The 22,670-nt window shown below is 58.9% G+C and carries 19 protein-coding genes; 5 read left to right on the top strand and 14 right to left on the bottom strand.

All coding sequences use genetic code 11. From position 1 onward, the window contains the following. Positions 1-15: 15 nt before the first annotated feature. The 3 genes from VJU77_16660 to VJU77_16650 all read right to left on the bottom strand — a co-directional run bounded on the left by VJU77_16660 (position 16) and on the right by VJU77_16650 (position 4,132). A complete protein-coding gene (locus VJU77_16660; protein HKP04986.1) occupies positions 16-1,248 on the bottom strand; it encodes a hypothetical protein in 1,233 nt (410 codons plus the stop codon). Further along, complete coding sequence (locus VJU77_16655; GenBank protein ID HKP04985.1) at positions 1,238-3,412, bottom strand: ATP-binding protein; 2,175 nt, start codon at positions 3,410-3,412, stop codon at positions 1,238-1,240. The genes VJU77_16660 and VJU77_16655 overlap by 11 nt, the downstream gene beginning before the upstream one ends. A 66-nt stretch (positions 3,413-3,478) precedes the next feature. Next, positions 3,479-4,132, bottom strand: coding sequence for a carboxypeptidase regulatory-like domain-containing protein (locus tag VJU77_16650; protein ID HKP04984.1), 654 nt, complete (start codon positions 4,130-4,132; stop codon positions 3,479-3,481). Positions 4,133-4,225: 93 nt separating this feature from the next. Between VJU77_16650 and VJU77_16645 the strand changes: the two genes are divergently transcribed. Next, positions 4,226-4,669: a hypothetical protein gene (locus VJU77_16645; protein HKP04983.1), complete on the top strand. Its 444-nt coding sequence runs from the start codon at positions 4,226-4,228 to the stop codon at positions 4,667-4,669. A gap of 37 nt (positions 4,670-4,706) precedes the next feature. Here VJU77_16645 and VJU77_16640 read toward each other — a convergent pair whose 3' ends face one another. Further along, positions 4,707-7,292: an ABC transporter permease gene (locus tag VJU77_16640; GenBank protein ID HKP04982.1), complete on the bottom strand. Its 2,586-nt coding sequence runs from the start codon at positions 7,290-7,292 to the stop codon at positions 4,707-4,709. A gap of 93 nt (positions 7,293-7,385) precedes the next feature. On the opposite strand from VJU77_16640, the gene VJU77_16635 reads away from it, so the two are divergent. Next, positions 7,386-7,712 (top strand): cupin domain-containing protein, encoded by a 327-nt coding sequence (locus tag VJU77_16635; protein HKP04981.1) that lies wholly within the window; start codon positions 7,386-7,388, stop codon positions 7,710-7,712. Here VJU77_16635 and VJU77_16630 read toward each other — a convergent pair whose 3' ends face one another. The 6 genes from VJU77_16630 to VJU77_16605 form a co-directional block, all read right to left on the bottom strand. Continuing rightward, positions 7,713-8,231: a GNAT family N-acetyltransferase gene (locus tag VJU77_16630; GenBank protein HKP04980.1), complete on the bottom strand. Its 519-nt coding sequence runs from the start codon at positions 8,229-8,231 to the stop codon at positions 7,713-7,715. A 135-nt stretch (positions 8,232-8,366) separates the two neighbouring features. Continuing rightward, complete coding sequence (locus tag VJU77_16625) at positions 8,367-8,831, bottom strand: hypothetical protein (GenBank protein ID HKP04979.1); 465 nt, start codon at positions 8,829-8,831, stop codon at positions 8,367-8,369. A 3-nt stretch (positions 8,832-8,834) separates the two neighbouring features. Further along, the gene (locus VJU77_16620) at positions 8,835-10,001 is read right to left on the bottom strand and encodes a PilT/PilU family type 4a pilus ATPase (GenBank protein ID HKP04978.1); all 1,167 of its coding nucleotides are present in this window, start codon (positions 9,999-10,001) and stop codon (positions 8,835-8,837) included. A 12-nt stretch (positions 10,002-10,013) separates the two neighbouring features. Beyond that, positions 10,014-11,096: a type IV pilus twitching motility protein PilT gene (locus VJU77_16615; protein HKP04977.1), complete on the bottom strand. Its 1,083-nt coding sequence runs from the start codon at positions 11,094-11,096 to the stop codon at positions 10,014-10,016. Between the two features lie 78 nt (positions 11,097-11,174). Further along, positions 11,175-11,990, bottom strand: a complete 816-nt coding sequence (locus VJU77_16610; protein ID HKP04976.1) for a response regulator — start codon at positions 11,988-11,990, stop codon at positions 11,175-11,177. A 156-nt stretch (positions 11,991-12,146) separates the two neighbouring features. Beyond that, complete coding sequence (locus tag VJU77_16605; GenBank protein ID HKP04975.1) at positions 12,147-12,614, bottom strand: RNA pyrophosphohydrolase; 468 nt, start codon at positions 12,612-12,614, stop codon at positions 12,147-12,149. Between the two features lie 79 nt (positions 12,615-12,693). Between VJU77_16605 and VJU77_16600 the strand changes: the two genes are divergently transcribed. Further along, positions 12,694-13,173: a hypothetical protein gene (locus VJU77_16600; GenBank protein ID HKP04974.1), complete on the top strand. Its 480-nt coding sequence runs from the start codon at positions 12,694-12,696 to the stop codon at positions 13,171-13,173. Between the two features lie 33 nt (positions 13,174-13,206). Here VJU77_16600 and VJU77_16595 read toward each other — a convergent pair whose 3' ends face one another. From VJU77_16595 to recN, 3 genes are all read right to left on the bottom strand, one after another. After that, a complete protein-coding gene (locus VJU77_16595) occupies positions 13,207-14,388 on the bottom strand; it encodes an FAD-dependent oxidoreductase (protein HKP04973.1) in 1,182 nt (393 codons plus the stop codon). A gap of 95 nt (positions 14,389-14,483) precedes the next feature. Further along, positions 14,484-15,830: a nucleoside recognition domain-containing protein gene (locus VJU77_16590; protein HKP04972.1), complete on the bottom strand. Its 1,347-nt coding sequence runs from the start codon at positions 15,828-15,830 to the stop codon at positions 14,484-14,486. A 19-nt stretch (positions 15,831-15,849) separates the two neighbouring features. Next, on the bottom strand, positions 15,850-17,514 hold the full coding sequence (gene recN / locus VJU77_16585; protein ID HKP04971.1) for a DNA repair protein RecN: 1,665 nt from the start codon (positions 17,512-17,514) through the stop codon (positions 15,850-15,852). A gap of 67 nt (positions 17,515-17,581) precedes the next feature. Between recN and VJU77_16580 the strand changes: the two genes are divergently transcribed. Beyond that, the gene (locus tag VJU77_16580; protein ID HKP04970.1) at positions 17,582-18,382 is read left to right on the top strand and encodes an MBL fold metallo-hydrolase; all 801 of its coding nucleotides are present in this window, start codon (positions 17,582-17,584) and stop codon (positions 18,380-18,382) included. Between the two features lies 1 nt (position 18,383). Further along, positions 18,384-19,973, top strand: a complete 1,590-nt coding sequence (locus VJU77_16575) for a TIGR03790 family protein (protein HKP04969.1) — start codon at positions 18,384-18,386, stop codon at positions 19,971-19,973. A 72-nt stretch (positions 19,974-20,045) separates the two neighbouring features. Here the strand turns inward: VJU77_16575 and VJU77_16570 are convergent, their stop codons facing one another. Next, entirely contained in the window at positions 20,046-22,418 is a 2,373-nt protein-coding gene (locus tag VJU77_16570; protein HKP04968.1) for a hypothetical protein, read from the bottom strand. Positions 22,419-22,670: the final 252 nt, after the last annotated feature.

Raw genomic sequence — 22,670 nt, 5'->3', positions numbered from 1 at the left:
AAACCTGGCGCTATTTCAGAACCTCGCGGTCAGTTGTCCGGCGAAAAGGTGTTCGCCTTCCCGGATCGAATCCTGCCGGCTGAAGCTGTACTGGATTTTCAACTGGAGATGATCGGTGAATCGGTGCCCGAGGGCGGCGTCGATCCGCCAGATGTCGTTGCCCCATCTCGTCCACCGATCTTCATCGCGGACAGTCCCGTAGAGCTGCTGGTTCCAGCGCAACGCACCGAATAACTGCGGCGTGATTTTGTATTTCGCCTCTAAATAATAGGAGAAGGTATCGGCATTCCCGATCCGCGGGACCTCGAAGCGCGCTTCGTAAAACTCGGCCCACAACTGGAGATGATGCCAGGCGAACGAAACGTCCTGCGCCAGGACCAGCTCCCGATAATCGCCGAGGCTGCGACCGGGCGGCAGGCTGTCCGCGGCGTCGGAGGTAAAATAAGTACCGCCGCTGCCGGACACGCCGAACGTCCACATTTCATTCGGGCGAAACCCAGCGCGACCGCTAAAGGTTGGATGTTCGAAACCGGTCTGGGTAATCCGCCAGGATTCCGGCCTCGAAGCGAGCGCGCTGTTCTTCATCTCCGCCGCATAATCGAACCGGCCGCAGGAACCGGAGACCGCGAAGCCGCTCGCGTAACTCGGACCCCACACGATGGGTGAGCGCCAGGTTTTGTCCGAAAAATCTCCGTTGTTGTATTCGCCGACGTGTCCCCATTCCAAGAGCTCGTCGGTATCTTCCGGCGCCGAGGTGTCCCAGATCCCGGTCAGATTCTCGTAAGGCAACGGCGCGTTGATGAACGGGTTTTGCCAGGTGTCGTGTCGTGCGACCCAATTGCCGATGACGGTCGCGAACTGTCCGATCTGGAAGTGAACATTCCTGGCCGGACTGTAGCGGACAAAGTATTCGTCCAATCTGATCTGGGCGCCGTCATCGCTTGGATCGAAACCGCGATCTACTCGGGTTTGCGCGAAAACGTAAAGCTGAGAGCCAATCTCAAGGTCGAGGTAAAGGGTCAGCCGCGGATTAAACAGAAAGTCGTGCTCGGAGAAAATGAGACCGGACGCCGGTTGATCGATTGAATACGCTTCGAGGTCGGCGAGTCCGCTCAGCTGAAGATGAAAGCGGTTTTGCGGATCGTTCAGCGAGAACGCGTCATGGACTTTCTCGAAAAAATCGGCCCGCGCCGGGGGCAGGAACGCCACGCCAGCTGCCAGGATCGCGAGAAAAGCTTTAGGCCGCATGGAGCAGTTTGCCGATGGTTTTTCGCAACTCATCGAGCGTGACCGGCTTGTTGAGAACGACGTCGATCGCGGCGGGTTGCGATCCTTTTGTCTCGATCAAGCCGCCGAACCCGGTGAGCATGATGACCGGAATGTCTTGGTTCACCTGTTTAATGAAACGCGCTGTTTGATCGCCGCTCATCTCCGGCATGACACGGTCCAGGACCACAAGATCGAACTGGTTTCGTCGAAATTTTTCCAGGCCCTCGCGCCCGCTGGCCGCGGTCGAAACGGAATGCCCGTCGCAACGCAGATAGGACGAGACGACTTCGAGCACCCGCGGCTCGTCATCAACAAGGAGGACGTTCAGCGCGGATTTCGATCGAGCCCGGCCGGGCCTTTCCTGTTCCTCCTCCAGGGCGGCGGTACTCGCCAGTGGCAGGCGAATGATGAACGTCGTTCCACGGCCTGGCGCCGATTCGACTTCCAGTTTCCCTCGATGACGGTCGATGATTCCGTAAACCATTGACAATCCGAGGCCGGTGCCGCGCTCGCCTTTGGTCGAGAAAAACGGCTCAAGGCAACGCTGGCGGACGCTTTCGCTCATGCCGGTCCCGTTGTCGCGAACGCGAAGAACGGCGTCGCCGTTTTCGATCGTCGTTTCAAGGCAAATGCGGCCGCCTTGCGGCATCGCGTCGACGGCGTTGAAGATGAGATTGGTCAGGACTTCGCGCAAAGCGGATTCCTGGCCGGCGACGAAGGGAGACGCTTTCGCTTCCGCAACCACGTCGACGGTCAAGCCCGAGGCTTGCGTCTGGCGCCGCCATTTCGGTTCTGTCAGCGAAACCGCCTGTTGCATGATCTTAGCGAGATCGACTACCGGAAATTCTTCGTCGGTCTCAATCGGCCGATAAAACTCACGCAACCGGCTGACCACGCTGGCCGCGTCTTTCGCGGAGGTCCGCAGCATTTGGAGGCAACGCCGCGTCTCGGTTTTGTTCTCGAGCAACCCGGGACTTTCCAGGAGCAGCTCCGAGAATCCCAGAATGGGCATCAGCGTGTTGTTGAAATCGTGGGCGATGCCGCTCGCCATCTGGCCTATCGCGCTGAGCCGTTCCTGCTGGATGACCTGCTGCTGGGTGGCCTTCAACTCCACGAGCGTTTTCTCAAGCTCGCGGTTGGTGTCGCGTAAATTCTCCTCCGCCGCCTTGCGCCGCGTCAGGTTTTCCACGGAACCGGCAACAATTTTCTCCACGGGTTTGGAAAGGCCCTTGGCTACAAACAGGCTGGCGGCAAAGCCGAAGGAAAGGACAACGAGTCCGAACGCTATGATCTTCCAGCGCAACGCCTGCTCGTCCCGGATGGAGGCGGCCAGCGGGTAAAGGCAAACCTGGTAGGCGGGTGCAAACTGGGTCTCAGGATCGAGCGCCTTGTAAAAGAGGAGGTGCGGACCGCTCTCGAGCTCGATCGGAAGATGATTCGCCGTTTTTTCGTTCGAGGCGCCGCGCATTCGCTCGCTGACAAGCCGGCGATCGGCGGCGCTCAGGCTTTCAATGTAAAGACGCTGGTTTAGCCAGATGCCGCTTTGGATGGCGCCGGCGCGGTCGACCTCCGTGTCCTGAAAATGGCTGAGAGGAAAGCCGACGACCAATTCACCGAGCGTCTTGCCGCTCGGCGCCCGGATTTTTGTCAGGACAATTTTGCACAGCGCCGAAGGCCGGTTGCCGCGCGCCAGGGGAATAAAGCCGACCGCCTGGTCGTCATCGTCCCGGACGCCCTGAGCCAGGCCCGACAACGCGTCCTGCAATGCCGGCTGATCCGTGAGCCCGGCGGGATGATTCTCCGGAGACAAGATCAGGCCGTCGGCGTCAAAGAAGCGAAAGAACGAAGCGCGCGTCCCGTCGGCGGGATTGGCGGTGCGGTCCAGCATTCCCTCGAGTTCGGTCAACGCGTTCTGATACAGATCGTCGACGTCACGCTCTTCCAAGGCCGCCCGGAGCCGGACCGAGTGGGAAAGCCCCGCGCACCTTTCCGTGATGGCCTCGGACTGCGCCGCCTGGATTTTCAAGAACGATTGGACGCGGTTTTGGAATTGCGCGTCGAGCAGTTGCTGCTGATTGGTCCGCTGATTTTTCTCCGCGAGGTAGACCGTGGCTGTCGTGACCGCGAGGACGACCAGCATCATCGCGAGGAGGAGCCTGGCGCGGAAACTCAGAGCTGCCGTAAGATTGTATTTGAAGGGAATGGGAGGTTACCTGGCTGGAAAATCGACATGCAAAGTCACGCCGGTTTTCAGTTCCACGGGATGCTGCCGGACGTCGTCGCCCGCCACCCAGGCTTTCAGGAAGTAACTGCCGGGGGGGAGGTGTTCCAGACGATAGCGACCGGCGGTGTCAGTTTTCTGAAAATAGGGTGTTTCCAAGACGAGGATCGTGCCGCGCATTCTCTCATGAATTTCGCAGTGGATGGTGACCGCTCCCGGTTTGTCGAAAACGACCGAAGTTGGTTTTTCGTCCTTGCGAAAACGGCCAAGGTCGAACCGCTTGGTTTTCGAGTAGGAAAAAACATTGTGGTAAATGTCGTCCATGTTCGGAAACTCGACCGCGCTGCCGACCAGGACCGGCAATAGATCGGGCGCGAAGGCGATGTTCTTTTGGGCGACCTGGCCCGGTGACTTCGACGCGCTGGCCACTGCCGAGCGGAAATCGCCTTCCAGATAAACCACTGCCGCGGGGGGATTTGTGGGCGCCAAAGCCACGTCCGTTCCGGCGTTGTAGCGCTGGTTCAGGCCACGGTCGACCGAGGGCTTTGGCAGTTGGACCGTGCCTTCGATAACGCCTTGGGCACAAACGGGTCCAGCAACGAAGCCGAGTAGCAAAATCAGGATGGAGAAGCCCTGCCGCACATCTTCTCAGAATAGCGAGAAAGGTGCCATGTCGTGCTAGTCTTCTTCGTGTTTGTGGCCTGGGTCCGGCTTTTGCTATAGCCCTAACGAACAATGAAAAGACTCCTCCTTATTCCTGCCCTGGCTATTTGCAGCTGCTCGAAAGTTGATATCCAAAATCCGCCCCTGATGACCCAGGATGTTCCTGTGATGCAGGAAGCCCCCAAGTCATCGACTGACCGGATTGTCGAAATAGACCGGCTGCTCAGCGCCCCCCTGACCGGGACCCAGCAGGATGCCGATATGCGCGCGACCTTACGGGCCGAACGCGATGCGCTCACCGGCCGCTCGCGTGTGGCCACGCAACGTCCGACTTATGTCGCCCCACCAGTTCACCAGCCCGCCAATAACCAGCACATTGTCGTGGCCCCTGATGCGCGAAACACCAATTTGAATTATCTGGAGCAAATGACGCCGACGGAGCGGAAACATCACCTCGAAGAGATTCGAGCCATCAACACCCGGACCCACACCGTCATCGTGGCTCCGCGTCGCTAATAGCGATCCAGGTTTCTGCCAACTCCAAAAGAGCCTGCTATTCGGTTCGTAACGCTGCCATCGGACTAATGCGAGTGGCGCGACGGGCGGGAAGCCAGGTCGCGAACAGGGCGGCGGCCGCGAGAGTAAGCGGAGCGATCGTGAACGCGACCGGATCGAGCGCGCCTACTTCGTAAAGCATTCCGCTCAGGATTTTGCCGGTGCCGGCGGCGAGGAGCAGGCCAATGACGATCCCGGTCAGCAGCATGACCGAGCCTTCCCGCATGATCATGCGGAGAACGGCGCCAGGTTGAGCCCCTAGCGCCATCCGGATGCCGATCTCGCGAGTGCGCCGGGCCACGGAATAGGCTTTCACCCCGTAAAGGCCGACGATGGCGAGACCGAGGGCGAGACCGCCGAAGACCGAGAACATCGCCGCGCCCGCGCGAACAACCCAAAGCTGGAAGTTGCTGTCGAGGTGTTGCGCGAAACTCTTTAGCGACAAGATCGGCAGCGCGGGATCGACTTCGCGGACGGTGCGGCGGAGCAGATCGGCGGTGGCACCTTCGCTTCCCGGCGCCAGCGAATGGAAGCGAACGAAAAAGTTCACGTTGCTCTGGAATCCTTTCGCGAAGGGAAGGTAAATCTGGCCGGACGGATCCTTTTCAAAGAGCCCCTGCTTGGTGGTCGGAACAATGCCGACGATTTCGATCGTTTCTTTGCCGGTTTCCCCACTGAGATCGCCGCTCATCCCGACGCCGCGGCCGTTGTTCTTTGCTTTGGGCGCGTTATCGCTGGCGTATTGGATGCGCTGGCCGAGCGCGTCACCGTCGGGCCAGAGCTTTTTCGCAAGGACCTCGTCGATGATCGCCACCATCGGCCCGCCGGGTTGGGTCGCTTCGGCCTGGGTGAAAACGCGGCCGCGGACGATGCGCAGGCCGACCGTGCCGAAATAATCGGCGCCGACGCTGTCCCAGGCGGCGTTAAAGGCGAGACCTTCGGCTGCCATCGCCGGCTTTGCGTCCGGGGCCGATTGCAGACCGGCGCGTTGGACGTTACGGCTGAGGGAAATCATTCCGAATGGGATCGTCGCCGAAATGCTCGCATGTTCGACACCGGGCAAGGCCGCGAGCCGTTCTTCGAGGCTGCGGTAAAGATCCTGCCCCCGCTTTTGGTCGTAGCCGGCGAGGCTGGCATCCGTTTCGACAAGGAAGCTCGCGCCCGGCGCCAGGCCGGTATCAACCGAGGCAGCTTTGCCGGCGCCCCGGATAAACAGAGCCGCCGCGGTGAGGAGGGCGAGCGAGAAGGCGATCTGCGCCACCACGAGAGGATTGCGCGGCATGAATCTCCAGCGCCGTTTCACCACATCTTCGCCGGCCTGTTCCTTAAGGTCGGCGACGACCGCGCTTTTCGAAAGCTTGAGCGCCGGTCCCAGGGCGAAACCGAGCGTGCCAACCACACAGAAGCCGAACGTGGCGGCGAGGATCGCCAGATTAGGCCCCGCCAGCCAGACGATGTCGAGCGGCATCATTTTGCCTAACGACATCACGAGAAGGTCGGACGACCACAAACCGAGGAGCAGGCCGAACGCGCCACCGAGCAGGGCCAGAACGAAACCTTCCGTCAGCAACTGGCGCACAATCCGCCTCCGGCTTCCACCCAGGGCCAGCCGAATCGCGATTTCCTTCCGCCGGGCAGTGCCGCGGGCCAGCAGCATGTTGGCGAGATTAAGGCACGCCACCAGCAAGACGACGACCGCCATTCCCAATAGCATCGGCGCGATAGTCGCAATTCCGCTATCGCCCGATGGCGACGTGCTGACAGAAAAGCGCGAGATCGGGGTGGTGGTGAACGTTTGGTCCTTTTGTTCGACCGGGAACGCTTTCTCAAGATTCGTCGCCAGCCCTTCGAGCGCCGGTTTCGCCGCAGCGGCGGTCATCCCCGGTTTGAGCCGGCCTACGACGATCAACTGTTGCCCGGCCCGGTCTCCGAAAGTGGTTTTGCTCGCCTGTTCGAAATCGTTGGCGATCCGGTCGTAATTGCTGAACGGGAGCCAGACTTCGACCGAAAAAATTTGCAGGGTCCCGGTGAACCCGCGCGGGGCAATGCCGACGATGGTGAATGGGTGACCGTTAACGAGCAGCTCCGACCCGAGCACCGACGGATCGAGATTATGCTTTTGCCAATAGGCGTAACTGACGATCGCGACCGGGGTGTTCCGGCCGAGCGCTTCCTCTTCGGCGGTGAACGTCCGGCCGCGGACGAGCGGAACGCCGAGCACAGAAAAGTAGTTCGAGCTAACGATGGCCCCGAAGGTCCGGCGGGTGTCGCCCTTCTGGCCGAGGCCGATCATGGCGAGGTTGTACGACATGACATCGGCAAAGACGGTGTTCTGGGCACGGATGTCCGCGTAGGTCGGATAGGAAAAGCCGCGATAGGTTTTGGGGTTCTTCTTATCCTGCGAGAAAACCTGGACGACTTCCTGGGCCTTCGCGTAGGGCGGCGGTGCGAAAAACATCGTGTGGACGAGGCTAAAGACGGCGGTGTTGGCGCCAATACCGAGGGCGAGGACGATCACAGCCGCGGCGGTGAATCCTGGCGCCTTGATGAGCTGCCGGAGGGCAAACTTGAGATCGTGGATCATATGCAGTGGGATGCGGGTCTGCCGGAGATTGGATTCAAAAATCGCATCCCGCGAGGATGTTGCCCCGGGCGGCACGGCGGCAGAAGGTGCAAAATGGACTTAGCCAACACCAAAGAGGCCACGGAATGGTTCGAAGTGCTCCAAACCAGCAAGCGGACCCAGACGGCGATCATGACGCTCGCGCCCGGGGAGAAGACCGGCCGCAAAGCCGAGGCGCACAAAAAAAGCGATCAGGTTCTGCTGATGATCTCGGGAAAACTGTCGGGCACCGTGGGCAGCGAAACTGTCAGTTTGAAGAAGGGCGACATCCTATTGATCCGTGCCGGAACGCCGCACCGTTTCGTGAATCCCGGCCGGCAACGGGCCGTTACCTTCAATGTTTATTCACCACCCGAGTATCCACCCGGAACGAAGGGATGATCAGACCGCCAGAAGGGGCGTGAAATCGTGCGGCGAAGCGGTGCTGTTGAATTTCGGATAAAGGAATTTGGAGACGGGCGCGTTTTCTTTGGCCACGCCGCTGGCTTCCTGAAGTCCCGCCTCCCGCAGCCGAGTGAGGGATTGCTCGAGCAAACGTGTGCCGAAGCCGCGATTCCGATATTCCGTCGAGATACAGGGGCCGGGGACGAGATGAAAGTCGGCGTCCGCTTCCGGGCAAATCACGGCGGCGCCAATAATGCGCAGCCCATGCCGCAACGCCAGGCAGCGACAGGTGGTTGACGAGCTGAAGGCCCGTTCGAGCCAATGCTCAAGCCTTTCCATGACTTCCTGCATGGCCGGGCTCCAGGCCGGGTCGAGAACAAAGGAGCTCGAGATAATTTTCCGCAGTTCTTTTTCGTCCTCCGCGGTGGCCGGTCCGATCTCGTAATGCTCGGGCAACTCGTTCGGGAAAGAGGGGAGCTGAGTCAGGTCCCAGCGAAAACGAATCCAGTTGCTCAAATTCATACAGATCGTCCGGTAGTATCGGCGCGCGCGGACGGCCCGCAACTGCGCGTTCGAGGAAGAATATCGTCCAAAGGTGCAGTTCGCCGGGCGAATTTTCTGTCGCCAGACGACGGGAAATTTCCGTCGGGATTAGATGGCCTGAACGGCCTTGAGCGTCTCGTGAAAGGAGCTGTAGAGCTCCCGATACTGAGCGACGCCGCGCCGCAGGACCGGCTTAAAGTTCGCCAAATCCGCGATGTTAATGATCTGGTCCACGCTTTGCACAAACGCGCTCATGGCGTCGTTTGTAGGAAAACGATGGCTGAGAAGAACGACGAAATACTGGCGTCTTTCGGCGCCCGGGCGTTCGATCATCGCGCGCAGAATCGGATTGTTTCGAGGATCGGAACCTTTGAAGTTTTCGTAAATAATGACGACGTTGTAGCTGTAGGTCTTCAACTTCAGGAGCACGTCCTCCTCGAAGAGGCCGAGGTGGACCTTGTAGGTCATGTCGATCAACTGCGGCACCACCATTTTCTGGTACTGCTGATGGTCGACGCAAACGAGCGCCGTGTTGTCGCCGAGGTCGAAAAAGGAAGCGTCTTGAGTTTCCATGGGTTAGCGAAATGCGTTGATCGGGACGTCCATCCGCAGCCCGGAATCCAGGTCGTTGTCGACCCCGCGGCTCTTCTGGATCAGATCGATTCCGCGCCCGACCCGTCCCTTTCGAGAGGCGAAAAGTCGGGCCGTCTCTTCCGTGATGTTGTCGCTCTCGTAGGCGTTCAGGATCGATTGATCGAAGGTCATCCAGCCGAAGGGCGAGCTGGCCTCGATGATTTCGTAGAAACTGCGATGCTCGCCTTCGCCAATCGCGATCGTTTCCCGGGTCCGCAGGTTGTTCCCGACAATTTCGGTAAGCAACTGCCGCCCTCCGCCGACTTTTGGGGCGAGGCGCTGGCTCACGATGTAGCGCAAGGTGTCGGCCAGCCGGATGCGAAGCTGTTGCTCTTCCCCGAGGGAAAACAGGCCAAGAATACGGTTGATGGCCTGGCCGGCATCCACCGTGTGAAGCGTGCTCAAGACCAGGTGCCCGGTTTCCGCCGCCATGAGGGCGACTTCGACCGTGGCCCGATCGCGCATTTCACCCACCAGAATGACTTTGGGCGCCTGGCGGAGAGCCGCGCGCAACCCGTTGGGATAGTTGTTAAAGTCGTGACCCAGCTCGCGTTGATTGAAGGTGGCCTTCTTGGTCGGGTGCACGAACTCGATCGGATCCTCCAGGGTAACAATGTGCACCGGCTGCTGCTCGTTGATCTCGTTGAGCAATGCCGCCAGCGTGGTGGTCTTGCCGCTTCCCGTCGCGCCAGTCACAAGGACCAATCCCGTTTTTTCCTTGGCGATTTCTGAAAAAATTCCGGGCAATCCCAGACTCGTGATCGTTGGGATATGCCCTTCCAGTTTGCGTAGCACGATCGAGAAGTGTCCCTGTTGGCGGAATATATTGACGCGGAAACGCGCATCGGTTCCGAGCGAATAGCTGCAATCGCACGATCCGCCGGTGAGATAATCGTAAATCAGCCGGCGATTTCCCTGCATTAAGGTCAGGGCAATTTGTTCCGTCTGGTACGGGGTGAGGGCCTCGATGGGCGGATCCACATAGACAGGCTTCAGTTCGCCGAAATCTTCCACCTGCATTGGGTGACCGACGGAAAAGTTGAGGTCAGAGATGCCGTCATAGGTTTGCAGCATCGCGAATAGAATTTTGTCGAGATCGGGAATTCTCATTGCGTGTGAGCCCTATTCTTCGCTGCCGTCGGCCGGCGGTTCTTTCAGGAACGGGCGGAATTTCTTTTTGTCGATCGCTTTGTCGTAGGCTTCTTCCGGCGAAATTCGGGCATGGCGCAAATGCTCCATGATGGCGTCGTCCAGGGGCTGGTTGCCCTTCTTCTTGCCGACCTGAATCATGCCGGGGATCTGGTGTGTCTTTCCTTCGCGAACGAGGTTCGCGATCGCCATGTCCACGACCAGAATCTCGAGGGCAGCTACCCGTCCCGGCTTGTCGATGCGCTTGAAAAGATTTTGCGCGATGACGCCTTTGAGCGATTCGGCCAGGGTCGCTCGAATCTGGTTTTGTTGGTCGGTTGGGAAAACGTCAATGATACGGTCGACGGCTTTGGCGGCACTGGAAGTATGGAGGGTTCCAAAAACCAAGTGGCCGGTGGCGGCCGCGGTCAAGGCCAGCTCGATCGTCTCGAGGTCGCGCATTTCACCGACGAGCAGAATATCGGGATCTTCGCGGAGCGCGCCGCGCAGGGCGGAGGCAAAAGAGCGGGTATGGACTCCGACTTCGCGGTGCTGGACCAGGCAGTTCTGGCTGCGATGCACAAATTCGATTGGGTCCTCGACCGTGATGATGTGGTCATGCCGTTGCAGGTTCGCGTAATCCATCATTGCCGCCAGGGTGGTGGATTTACCGGAGCCGGTCGGGCCGGTGACCAGGACGAGGCCCTTCTTCAGCATCGGAAATTTTCTCAGGACGGGCGGCAGCCCCAGCTCGTCCACGGTCAACACGTTGGAAGGAATCAAACGGAAAACCGCCGAGATACCGTACTTTTGCTGAAAGAAGTTCGCGCGATAACGCGCCATGCCAGGAACCTCGTAGCCGAAGTCGATGTCGGAGGTTTCCTCGAAGATCTTGATTTTTCCTTCGGGAGCGATTTCATAAACCATCGCTTTTAACTCGTCGTTTTGCAGCGCTGGATAATCGACGCGGACGAGTTCGCCATTGATGCGGAGCATCGGCGGGTTGCCGGTAGAGAGATGAAGGTCGGATGCCTTCTGCTCTCCCATTAGCTTGAAGAATGAGTCAATACGGGCCATGGGCGCGGCCCCTTTAAAGCTAAATCGGTGCCATCCAGGGTGGATTCACCGAGGGAAGCGCGGCCCGATTCCGGCAGTTTACCCGAGGGAACTGGGTTCCGCCGCCGATTCCAGCGTGGAGCGAACTTGCTCGAGCAATTTCTCGCGCGTGTAGGGCTTCGGAATGAATCCTTTCAGACCCTGCGCCAGCATATTGCCAAGCTTGCTCTGCTCCGCAAAACCGCTGCTCAAAACCACTGCCACCTCTGGGTTCAGCGCGCGCAGTTCGTCGAAGACGGCGTCGCCGTCCATCACCGGAAGGAAAAAATCAAGAATGACCAGGCCGATTTGTTTTCCAATCAGCTGGTAGATCTTGAGCGCTTCGAATCCATCCTTGGCCAGGATCACCTTGTAGCCTTCGTCGGTCAGCATCTCGGCCGCCAGCTCGGCGATCTCCAGTTCGTCTTCAACCAGCAGAATAAGCTCGCGATTTCCTTTTCGGTTCAGGACGTTGATCTCCTCGGGAATCTCTCCAGACTTGGTCGAACTCTTCTTGCTTTCGGGGGGAGCGGTCTTGCTTCGGCCGGACGATTTCTCCGCCGCGGTTTTGGTTTTTGCGCTGGCGATTTCCTCTTCCGTGGGAGGCCGAACCACCGTGAATTCCGGGGGACGGCCCGGATCGGGCGTCTTCTTTGATTTGGTAGCGGTCCCTTCCAGGATCCGCGACGTTATCCGGTCAAAGAGAGATTGGGCGGTTTTGGAGGCGAGCTCGACGCGTTCCCCGAGCATTTCGATGTAGTTGTATTCACCCTTGTGCTGTCGCGCCAAATCCGCGTACCGCGAGATTTGCTGCAACATTGAATTCAGTTCCGTGGAAGTGGTGGCGATCCACTTCAAATCCTCATGATCGAGCATAAACAGGGGGACCGGTCAGGTCTGATCGTGGTCGGTTACACATGCCCATAAAACGCAACCAATTACAGCAAAAATCGCGACCGCAAATGAACCAATGGTGAGCATGAAAAGAGGCGATTACGTCAGCACGGTTCATGCCCCCGTAGCTGCTCCGCGTCAACCGGAATTCGTGCCGGCAAATCGAGCCACTTCGAAGAAATCGCGAAGGACGCGGCGGTAGGCCCGGCGCTTCATCGGCGGCAGCCAGCCCAGATCGAATTCGTCCGGCCGAATCCAGCGTGCGCCGCGAAACTCCGCGGTCGCTGGACCCGTGTTGACCAGTGTTTTCGATCCGCGCAAACGCAGAAGAAAATAGTAATGCGCCTGGCCGCGATATCCTTTCTTTGTGGTCCCGGCGGGAAAGCGATAGCGGTACGGCCCGCGAACCGCGGCAATCCCATAGGCCGTTCGAGGCAGCGAAATCTCTTCGAGGACCTCGCGCGCCAGGGCGTCGGCAGGCGCCTCGCCGGCCTCAATTCCGCCCTGGGGAAACTGCCACGCGCCGGGCCGGTCAGCGCGTTCGCAGATCAGAATGCGGCCAGCGCGATCCTGGACAATAGCGGCCACGGCAGGGCGATATTTCATTGTTCTCAAGAGTAAGGGCAGACATCCAATTTTCGCCCTCTCATTTCGCGCGCGGAACGCGTGCGCTATCCTACGCTCGGTGAATTTCCGAAATGGGTTCTACGCCGGCCTCCTCGTCGCGCTGATTGCAGGTCTTTATCTCGTCCGGCTCTGGCAGCCCGAACGCCAGGTGGAACTCCACAGCGTCCATCTGCTCTCTCAGATCGAGAAGAAGAACTGGAACGCGGTCGGCGATTTCATCGGCCTGGAGTACCAGGATCGCTGGGGCAATGACCGCGCTTTGTTGCTGGAGCGCTTGCGGGAAGTTTTCCGCGCCCTTCCGAATGCCCGCATCGAAGCTCGGAGCCCTCTGGTGCGGGTGGGCAGCGGCCAGGGCAATTGGAGCGCGAAAATCACGATCACCGGCACCGGCGAATTCGCCAGCGTGATCGAGGCGCGGGTCAATTCCCTGGAACCGCCTTTCGAGCTGGAATGGAAGCGCGGCGCTACCTGGCCGTGGGATTGGAAATTGGTTTCCGTCCGCAATCCCGCGCTCGAAATTTCCGGCGACAGGCCGTAGCCGACGCTCCAACGCTTTAACGGTTCGACGGTCTTATTTCCCCAGCGCCGTCCGCAGTTCGGTCTTGGCCGCATCCACGTCTTTTGGCGTAGCTCCGCAGAGCAGCAACGCGCGCAGCTTGTCGCCCTGATAATATTTGGCCACGAACTTCTTTTTTGCGTAAGCGCCCTTCAGGTTCACCCGGGTCGGCTGCAAACTGAAATCGCCCACGAAGTCCATCTTGAGATCGAACATCTCCGTCCAGAAATAAGGGACCTGCTCGTAGCGAATTCGCTTTTTGCCGGTCATGTTGGCGCCGGCCACGAGTCCCTGTTCCCGCGCGTTCTCCCAATGCGTCTGGCGGCGCACTCCTCCCATGATCCGGTCCGGGTAAAAAGCCAGGTCGCCGATGGCGTAAATGCCCTTCTCCTCTGTCTCGAGGTATTCGCTGACGGGCGATCCATGCGGTCCGGAGAGTGGGGTGTTGCGGACCAGCTCCAGGTTCGGCTCGGCGCCGCAGGCGACGACTGCCACGCCGGCCGCGATCCGGTTCCCGCTCTTGGTTTGGATGTTGCGCAAGACGGTTTTTCCTTCGAACCCGTTCAGGCTTTCCCCAAGCAGCACGCTCACTCCATGCTTTTCGAAATATTGCGTGACCCAGGCACCTGTTTCGGGGTCGAGGTAGCGGTTCAGGAGGTAGGCGTTGCGATGCATCATGCTCACCTTGAATTTCAACTGGCGAAGGCTGGCCGCGGCCTCGCAGGCGAGCAATCCGCCCCCCACGACGACGATCATCTTTTCCAGGGACGCCATTTCCCGGAGGGCGAGCGCGTCGCGAATGGTTCGCAGATAAATCACGTTTCCGAGGCCCACGCCGGCGACCGGGGGGCGGACGGGCCGGCTGCCCATGGCCAGGCAGGCCTTGTTGAACTCGATGGTTTCGCCGTTGCCCAGCACGGCCAGGCGGCGATCGATATTGATTTGGGTGACGATCGCCGCGAGGCGGGTCTCGATTTTGTGGGACTCGTACCAGTGGGCTTCCAGGTGCGGTAACTTCTTCAACGGCGGCACCTTATCCCGAAGAAAACTCTTGGAGAGCATCCAGCGTTTGTAAGGAGGAAAGGTTTCAGCGCCGACTAGGGTGACTGAGCCACGCTTGTCGTATTTGCGGATGCTTTCGCAGGCACTCCCGCCCCCGATCCCGCTGCCAACGATGAGATAATCGCGCTGTATCATGTGAAGGCGGACGATAGGAAATCTCTTACGCCGCTGGCGAGGTAAAAATTGGGGCGCGTTCAGCTCCCTCGTCCCCCGGATAGAATCGAAGGAAACTAGAAGACCGCGCGGCAAATAATGACCGAGGCGATAACGCCGGCCAGGTCACCCAGCAAGCCGGCCGGAATCGCGTGCCGGGTCTGCTTCACCGCCACCGAACCGAAGTAAACCGCCGCGACGTAGAAGGTCGTTTCGGTGCTTCCGTAAATCGTCGCCGCCATCAGGCTCACGATATTGTCCGGCCCCAGCCGATGAATGATGTCGGTGAGAATGGCGAGCGTGGCGCTGCCACTGAGCGGCCGCATCAGGGCGAGGGGAAGGAGATCGGGCAGAAATTGGAGCGGCGTCAGGACCGGCGTGAGGAGCCGGGTAAGTAAATCGATTCCGCCGGCGCCTTTGAACATGCTGATCGCCACCAGCATGGTGACCAGAAACGGAATGATTTTCAAAATCACGCCGAACCCTTCTTTCGCGCCCTCGACGAATTCTTCGTAAACCTTGATCCCCCGCGTCGCCGCATAGACCGGGAAAAAGCTGAGAAGGAAAGGGATCGCGAGAATCGAAAGCGTGTTCACGCTGCGGACAAACGCGTTTTGGATTGCGGCGTTCGAATCGGCCGGGAATCCAAACCAATTTGGAAAGACGAGGCGAACAAACAGGCCAAGAAAGAAAAGCGTCAGGAGGAACGGAAGGATTCGCTTCCAGCCGCGCGGCTCGACCGCGATGACGTTGTCGCTGTAGTCGGGATCGGCAATCCCGGCTGGTTCCGTCGCAGCTGCCTCGGGGCCGGGATCATCGACTCCGGCTCCAACGGGCGGCAACCGAAAGAACGGCAGCTTCTCCAGGATTTTCGCTGAAGTGATCGCCACCGTAGCCGCGCAGAGCGTGGCCAGAAGCGCAGTGCCGACGATGGCCGTCGGCCGCGCCGATCCCGCGGAGGCCAGAAGCGCGATCGCGGTCGCGGGGATCAATTGCACCGAAGCGGTATTGATGGCGAGAAAGGTGCACATCGCGTTGGAGGCGACGCCGGGCCGTGGGTTGAGCCGTTCGAGATCGCGCATGGCGCGCAATCCCAGGGGCGTGGCCGCGTTTCCGAGCCCGAGCATGTTGGCGGCCATGTTCATGAGCATCGAACCCATTGCTGGATGCTCCGGCGGCACATCCGGAAAAAGCCGCCGCATAACCGGGCGCAAACCGCGCGCGATCTTTTGGATGAGACCGGCCCGTTCCGCCAGGCGCATAACGCCGAGCCATAGCGCCATGATGCCGATCAACCCCAGCGCAATCGTCACCGCCGTTTTCGCGCCGTCGAAAGCGCCTGCGGTTACCTCGCCCAGCCGATTGTTCCAGCCGCCAATCGCGACCGCCAGAACAACCAGCGCCAGCCAGATGTAGTTCAACACAGCGGTTTATAGAACGCGGCTAGCTTTGTTTCAATAACGTCGCCGCGTGCTTGAGTGCGGAGTCCGTCTTCCCACCAAGCATGCGCGCGATCTCTTCCTGCCGCGCTTTACCGGCCACTTCGCTCAGGCGCGAATGAGTCCGTCCGCCAGTCACTTCCTTCGTCACCACAAAATGCGTGGTGGCAGTCGCGGCCACCTGGGGCAAGTGGGTGATGCAGAGCACCTGGTGATCGGCCGCGAGCGCTTTCATTTTCGCGCCGACGGCATTGGCGATTTCGCCGCCGACGTTCGCGTCGATCTCGTCGAACACCAGAAGCGGAATCGCGTCCTGCGCGGCCAGCGACGATTTGATCGCCAGCATCAAACGCGAAATTTCCCCACTCGAAGCGATCTGGCGCAACGGCTTGAGCGGCTCGCCCGGATTCGGAGAGAAGAGCAACTCCACGGTGTCGAACCCGGTGGAGCGCGCTTCGTCGAGCGCCGCCAGCTTTGCTTCGAACTCCGATTGCCGGAACCCGAGGTCGCGCAGGTTGGCACGAATACTTTCGGAGAGTTTCGGCGCCGCTTTGCTCCGCAATTTGTGCAAGGCGTGACCAATTCTTTCAACTTCGCCGCGCACGCTTTCGATCTCCTTGTTCAAACGCTCCAATTCGGCATCCCGCCCCTCGATTTTTCGCATCCGTTCGGCGGCACGTTCCCCGAATGAAATCACTTCCGGGATCGAGCCGCCGTATTTGCGTTTCAAAGTTTCGAAGAGCGACACCCGTTCTTCCAGGGCGGCGAGCTGCGCCGGATCGAGATCCAGTTGGTCAACGTATTGCCCGAGCGAACGCGAAATTTCCGTCAGCTCGATCACACTGGCGGAGTGGGCGTCGGCCAGGGGTGCCTTTGACGGGTCGATCTTCTCCAGTTCTCGGAGAAGCCGTTGCGTCTCGGCGAGCTGGGCGAGGATGGCGTCGTCCGCTTCCGAAAGTTTTGTGGTGATCGATCCCGCGAGCTCGAGGAGGCGCTTGCGGTTGGCCGCCAGCTTGTAATGGGTGGCGATTTCTTCCTCTTCCGAAGCTGACAAATTGGCGTTCGTGATTTCGTTCACCTGATGGCGGAGCAAATCGATTTCCTGTTCGCGGGCCGATTCAGCAGTGCTGAGCGCGGCGTGTTCGGACCGAAGAGATTGGAGAGTGTGAAAGCGCTCCTCGAACTTCGCCAGGGCCTCCCCGGCGTGCGCGTAACTGTCCAGCAATGCCAGCTGACGCTCTGGAGAAAGGAGTGATTGGTGATCGTGCGGACCGTGCAGATCGACCAGATCGTCGCCGAGATTTTTTAAGACGTTGAGCGTGGTCGGCGAGCCATTGATGAACTGCTTGTTGGCGCCCGTCGTCGAGAAACTGCGTTTGAGAATCAGTTCGCCATCGCCTGCTTCGACTCCGGAGTCGCTCAGGAGCGCATCGAGCTTCTTCAATTCGCTGCCTTCGAAAACCGCTTCGACGGTGCAAATCTCCGCGCCCGTCCGAAGCAACGATTTGTCCGTTCGTTCTCCCAGCAACAGTTGCAGTGCGCCGATGATGATCGATTTGCCGGCCCCGGTTTCGCCGGTGATGACCGTGAACCCGGGCGACAACTTCCACTCCAGGTCCTCGACCAGCGCCAGGTTCTTAATCCGGAGCAACGTGAGCGTGGCGGGCATTTCGGGGAAGAAGTTGAGAGTTGAGAGTTATTAGTTGAGAGACAAGAAATCGCGCGACCGCTCAGTTTTGAACTCTCAGCTCTCAACTCTCAACTCTCAACTTACCCTGACCTTCCTTGGCACGGGGACGTCGCAGGGCGTTCCGGCGATCGGGTGCGACTGCGAGGTCTGCCAGTCCTCCGATCCGCGCGATAAGCGGCTGCGTTCGTCCATCTATGTCCAGACACCCGAATCCGCCTGGGTAGTCGATACGGGAACGGATTTTCGGACCCAGGCGTTGCGGGAAAACATCCGGCATCTGGACGCGGTCGTCTTCACCCATTCCCACACGGACCACATCATGGGGTTCGACGATCTCCGGCGTTATTCGCATGATCTGGGTTCGATTCCGGTTTACGCCTCGGCCGCAACGATGCGGGACCTCGCCCGGGTTTATGAGTTTGCGTTCAATGGTCTGAATCGGTTTCCCGGCTACCTCGTGCCCGAGCCCCACATCGTGGACGGTCCGTTTCAGCTGGGGAAAACTACGCTGACGCCCCTGCCGGTGCCGCACGGAAAATCAATGGTCAATGGTTACCTGTTTTCGCGCGATGGCGAAAAGCTGGTGGCTTATCTGAGCGATTGCAGCGGGGTGCCGGACGACATCGTAGGCGAGATCGCGGGCACGAAAGTCCTGGTTATCGACGCGCTGCGGCATCGGCCGCACCCGACGCATTTGAGCGTCGAGCAGGCGTTGGAAGTGGCGGCGAAAGTGCAGCCGGCCCAGACCTTGTTCACGCATATCTGTCATGAACTGCCGCAGTCGACTGAAGCCGAACTGCCGCCGGGTGTGGGAATCGCTTACGACGGTTTGAAACTGCATCTCTAGGATGAAGCTCGCCGGCAAAGCGCTTTTTTTACTCTCTCTTGTCTGGCTGACCGCGCCGGCTGTGGCGGAAAAGCCGCTCGCGCCGGCGACCATCGTCGTTTTCAACCAGGACGTCCCGGAGTCTGTCGAGCTGGCGAAGTTTTACGCGCAAAAGCGGGGCATCGCGCGCGACCATCTCGTCGGCTTGAGCTGTTCCAGGACGGAGGAGATCAGTCGGCTGGAGTACGACACGATGATTCGCAATCCGCTCCGGGCGGCTTTCAAGGAACGGAAATGGTGGACGCTGCACGAGCCGCGCGAAGGCCAGCCCAGCGTCACGAACAATTCGATCCGGTTCGTGGCCCTGATCAAAGGCATCCCTCTGAAAATTCGCCCGGCGGCGAATTATCCCGGCGACAAATCGGGAGAAGCGCCGCTCGGGAATCGCAACGACGCCTCGGTAGACTCCGAGCTGGCTGCGCTCGGCCTGTTCACCGACCAGATTTCCGGCGCGCCGACCAATCCCTATTTCCAAAGTTATCGGCCGATAACCGAATTCGAAAACGCCGCACTCCTGCTGGTCTGCCGTCTCGATGCTCCGAAGGCCGCAACCGTGCGCCGCATGATTACGGATGCGATCGAAACCGAAAAGACGGGGCTATGGGGTCGCGCTTATGTCGATGGAGCGCACAACACCGCGCCGGGATTGGGCGTGGGGGACACCTGGCTCGCGGAAATTCCCCAGCAACTGCACAAGGCCGGCGTGCCGGTGATTTACGACGATTCGCCCGCGATTTTTCCGGAGAGCTACCCAATGAGCGATTGCGCGCTTTATTTCGGCTGGTACGCCGAGAATATTTCCGGGCCGTTCAATCAATTCGATTTCCAGTTTGCTCCCGGCGCCATCGCCGTCCACATCCATTCCTTTAGCGCGAGCACGCTCCACGACGAGCATGCGAATTGGGCCGGGCCTCTTGTGTCCAAGGGCGCGACGGCGACGCTCGGGAACGTTTACGAGCCGTATCTGCAGCTAACGTCGCACCTGAATGTATTCAGCGACCGGCTGCTCCACGGCTTCACCTTTGCGGAGAGCGCTTACATGTCGATGCAAACCGTTTCCTGGATGTCGGTCATGGTCGGCGATCCGCTTTACCGCCCGTATGCGGCCTGGCTGGAGATCGATGAAAAACGCGGGGACGAAAAGGGTTCGTCGGATTGGAAGGCGTATCACGAGTTCGCCGCGAAAAATAGTTCGCAACCGGCTCCGGAATATCGGGCCGCGGCCATGAAGTTTGCCTCCCGGACCCGCAACGCCCCGATGTTGGAGGACCTCGGACTGATGGAGGCGGCCGGAGAAAGGCTGACCGAAGCCACCGCCTGTTTCGATCAGGCGCGAACCCTTTACACAAAACGGGACGACATTCTCCGAACGGTCATGGAGGAAGCCGAAGTCCTGGGGAAGCAGAACAAAACGAAGCGCGCCGTCGACCTGCTCCGCGACACTTTGCGCATCATCTCCAATGCGCCGGCTTCTTCACTCCTCAAGAAACTGGAGGCGGAGCTTCGTTCCGCGAAGCCGCCAACCCCGCCCGCGAATCAGCGCCGGCCGTAGCCGGGGAGCGCCCTTCGCCTTAGATGGCCCTTGCTTTGTTCGCTCTTGACGCCGATCGGGGCAGTATGGCGGTTAATTTCCGAGCGTGAACATTCCTCGACCGTGCGTAACGCTGACCAATTTTGTTCCCATCCAAAATAGTTCCTTCACAAGGGCATTGGGGTGACCGCCACCGGTCGGCGACCAGCTTTCTCCGCCATGCGCAGTAGCAAATACCCCCAATTCTGTTCCGAGGTAGAGTTTCTCAGGGTCCGACGGCGAAATCACCAAAGAATACACCGGAAGAAGAGGCAGATTATTATGAATCGGAATCCAGCTGGCACCATTAGTCGCCGTTTTCCAAACATTCCCGGTTTTGAAAGCGCTAAAGGTAACATACACCTTCCTGCCGCCCACGGTGGGATCGTCTGATTGGGCTGCACTTATGAGGGGCAGCTGTCCAATCGCGATGCGCGTACAATGCCTGCCAGGAAGCCCATTGTTCGCCGGGATCCACGTTGGATGGGCTGCAGTGCCCTCAGTCGTATAAAAAACGCCGCCACCGTTGCCATATCCCACCCAGATGATATTGGAATCTCCCGGAGCCACCGCGATTGCGCTGATATATCTACAATTGTTGATACAGTTTTCCGGAAACGGAGATTTTATCTCCGACCATTCTGGCTGAGCTTCTCTGGCATTCTTCGAACGCCAGAGACTTTTCCCGCCTGCGAGAAGAGTTTCGGGATTATTGGAATCGAGCACAAAAGGGGCGATGAAATCGGCACAAGGATGGCCGCTACACTCAGCAGGAATTCCCTCCTCAGGATGGCCATCTGGGCCCTGCCAGATATAAGAGGGCTTTCCGCCACCACCATTCGTGCTTCGGAAAATTTGTAGATTGACGTACTCTCCGTAGAAATAATTGGGATCTGTTTGATCAGCAGCGCAAAAGCCACCATCGCCCCCAAATACGCCTCCCCAATTCTCAAACCCATCCTGAGGGCGAAATCGCACTGTCCCGTTGTCCTGGTTTCCGCCAATAATGGTGCCACTGGCCACGTTGCCAGCGCCTGAGTAAAACTGCGTGATAGCCAGGTTGTGATTGAGGCTTGTCCAGATGGGCGTAGGCTGAAGGATGTCGGTTGTCTTAAAAATCCCTCCGTCGTTCCCCTCATATACAATTTTGTTGGTTGTTCCGTTGTAGCCGGGATGTTCAACAAACACATGATGGTCCGCATGCCCACTTTCATTATGCGTCCAGCTCCCAGGGACTCCTCCTTGGGTGGTGCGCCAGAAATATCCGCCCTCACCGACTATCACGATGTCGGGGTTGGTTGGATCCACCCACAAGGAATTGTTGAAAAAGCTGACTCCAGTGCCCCCGGGAGGGCCCCCCTTCGCAACAAAGTTGTAATCGCCGCCCGTCGTCCGGTAAAGCTGATAAAGCTTGCCGTCTGCTGCTGTCGAAGCATATACAATCGAAGGATCACTTGGTGCGTAGGCCACCTCTACCCGGAGAAAATCAACGGGCGCGGGCAAGCCGGTTGCCAGCGTCCAGTTCAGCCCTTCGTCGGTTGAATAGTAGACCTGACCTCGGAAATTTCCGGCTACGCAGGTAACAATCTCGGGAACGGTAGGCACGTTCGTGCCATCGAGCGGACGAAAACGAACATCCTCCATGTTAACTGAATTGAGGGTTATTACCCAGTCTATTCCGCCATTGATGCTCCTTAAAATTTTTCCCGATCTGGTAGCGGCGAGCACTATTTGCGGGTTGGTCGGAGAAATCGCCAGACGATTGACCCACAGAAAATCCGCATTGTTGGTTGTGTTTGGCAATGGTATCCAGTTCGCGCCGCCGTCCGTAGTCTTTAAAATGCCGTTACCCTGAACTCCATTATTGGCATAAAAGCCCTCGCCAGTTCCCGCATAGAGTATATTGGGATTCGTTGGATCCATTGCCAGGCAATTGACCGCTATGTTCGGGAGGAAATCGGTGTTCGTGCTCCAGGATGTGCCACCGTTGGTTGTTTTCCAGATGCCGCCAGATACCGCGCCAACCCAAATGGTGTCCGGATTGGTGGGGTGAATAATAATCGAGCGGATTCGGCCGCCGGTACTACCCGGACCGATCGAGACCCAAGGGAGTACGTTGGGGACCGCTGAGGCTTGCCCGTTAGGATCCTGAAATTCATCCCACGCTTCGGGAAGAAACGGCATCGCCTGTTTTTGCGCGTAAGCGTCCCGCCACGCGTTCGGCGGGATCTGGCCATTCTCGTCCTCCAGGAACTGGCGGCGATACGCGTCCCGAGCAGCATGATTCTCCTCAAACTCTTGCTCTTTCACTCCCAATTCCTCGGTGGAACGGACCTTGGCCGAGGGCCACACCAGTGCTGAGATAGCGAGAGCGGCGATAGGCAGATATTTTAGCGAAGTTTTCATACGGGGGACGTCAATATTCATTGGCTTAGGGCAGTTGAGGGAGCTTGAGTTGGGGAGCTTGCGTTGGGGGATTGGGGGAGTTTGCGGGGAGATCATGGTTGTCTCCCGAAGAGCAGGTAAGAGTCAAGACACTTCGTATTGTTTTAACAAGGGACATCGCGCTCAGCCGAGCCTTGAAGGGTTTCAGCAAATGCTGGCCAACTTTGTAAACCGATCACTTTGGAGTGGCCCGGCGTCCCATACCGGGTCGCTAGCATGATGCTTGGGCGGATA

It is taken from the genome of Chthoniobacterales bacterium, assembly GCA_035274845.1.
Classification (GTDB): Bacteria; Verrucomicrobiota; Verrucomicrobiia; order Chthoniobacterales; family UBA10450; genus AV80.
This window is presented reverse-complemented; position numbering and strand designations above follow the sequence as displayed.

Bases quoted from the DNA above. Each gene is read 5' to 3' on its own strand.
- recN (HKP04971.1), bottom strand. From the start codon at position 17,514: ATGCCCGCCACGCTCACGTTGCTCCGGATTAAGAACCTGGCGCTGGTC.
- VJU77_16575 (HKP04969.1), top strand. From the start codon at position 18,384: ATGAAGCTCGCCGGCAAAGCGCTTTTTTTACTCTCTCTTGTCTGGCTG.
- VJU77_16640 (HKP04982.1), bottom strand. From the start codon at position 7,292: ATGATCCACGATCTCAAGTTTGCCCTCCGGCAGCTCATCAAGGCGCCA.
- VJU77_16595 (HKP04973.1), bottom strand. From the start codon at position 14,388: ATGATACAGCGCGATTATCTCATCGTTGGCAGCGGGATCGGGGGCGGG.
- VJU77_16635 (HKP04981.1), top strand. From the start codon at position 7,386: ATGGACTTAGCCAACACCAAAGAGGCCACGGAATGGTTCGAAGTGCTC.
- VJU77_16625 (HKP04979.1), bottom strand. From the start codon at position 8,831: ATGGAAACTCAAGACGCTTCCTTTTTCGACCTCGGCGACAACACGGCG.
- VJU77_16605 (HKP04975.1), bottom strand. From the start codon at position 12,614: ATGAAATATCGCCCTGCCGTGGCCGCTATTGTCCAGGATCGCGCTGGC.
- VJU77_16660 (HKP04986.1), bottom strand. From the start codon at position 1,248: ATGCGGCCTAAAGCTTTTCTCGCGATCCTGGCAGCTGGCGTGGCGTTC.
- VJU77_16570 (HKP04968.1), bottom strand. From the start codon at position 22,418: ATGAATATTGACGTCCCCCGTATGAAAACTTCGCTAAAATATCTGCCT.
- VJU77_16645 (HKP04983.1), top strand. From the start codon at position 4,226: ATGAAAAGACTCCTCCTTATTCCTGCCCTGGCTATTTGCAGCTGCTCG.
- VJU77_16620 (HKP04978.1), bottom strand. From the start codon at position 10,001: ATGAGAATTCCCGATCTCGACAAAATTCTATTCGCGATGCTGCAAACC.
- VJU77_16610 (HKP04976.1), bottom strand. From the start codon at position 11,990: ATGCTCGATCATGAGGATTTGAAGTGGATCGCCACCACTTCCACGGAA.
- VJU77_16655 (HKP04985.1), bottom strand. From the start codon at position 3,412: ATGATGCTGGTCGTCCTCGCGGTCACGACAGCCACGGTCTACCTCGCG.
- VJU77_16615 (HKP04977.1), bottom strand. From the start codon at position 11,096: ATGGCCCGTATTGACTCATTCTTCAAGCTAATGGGAGAGCAGAAGGCA.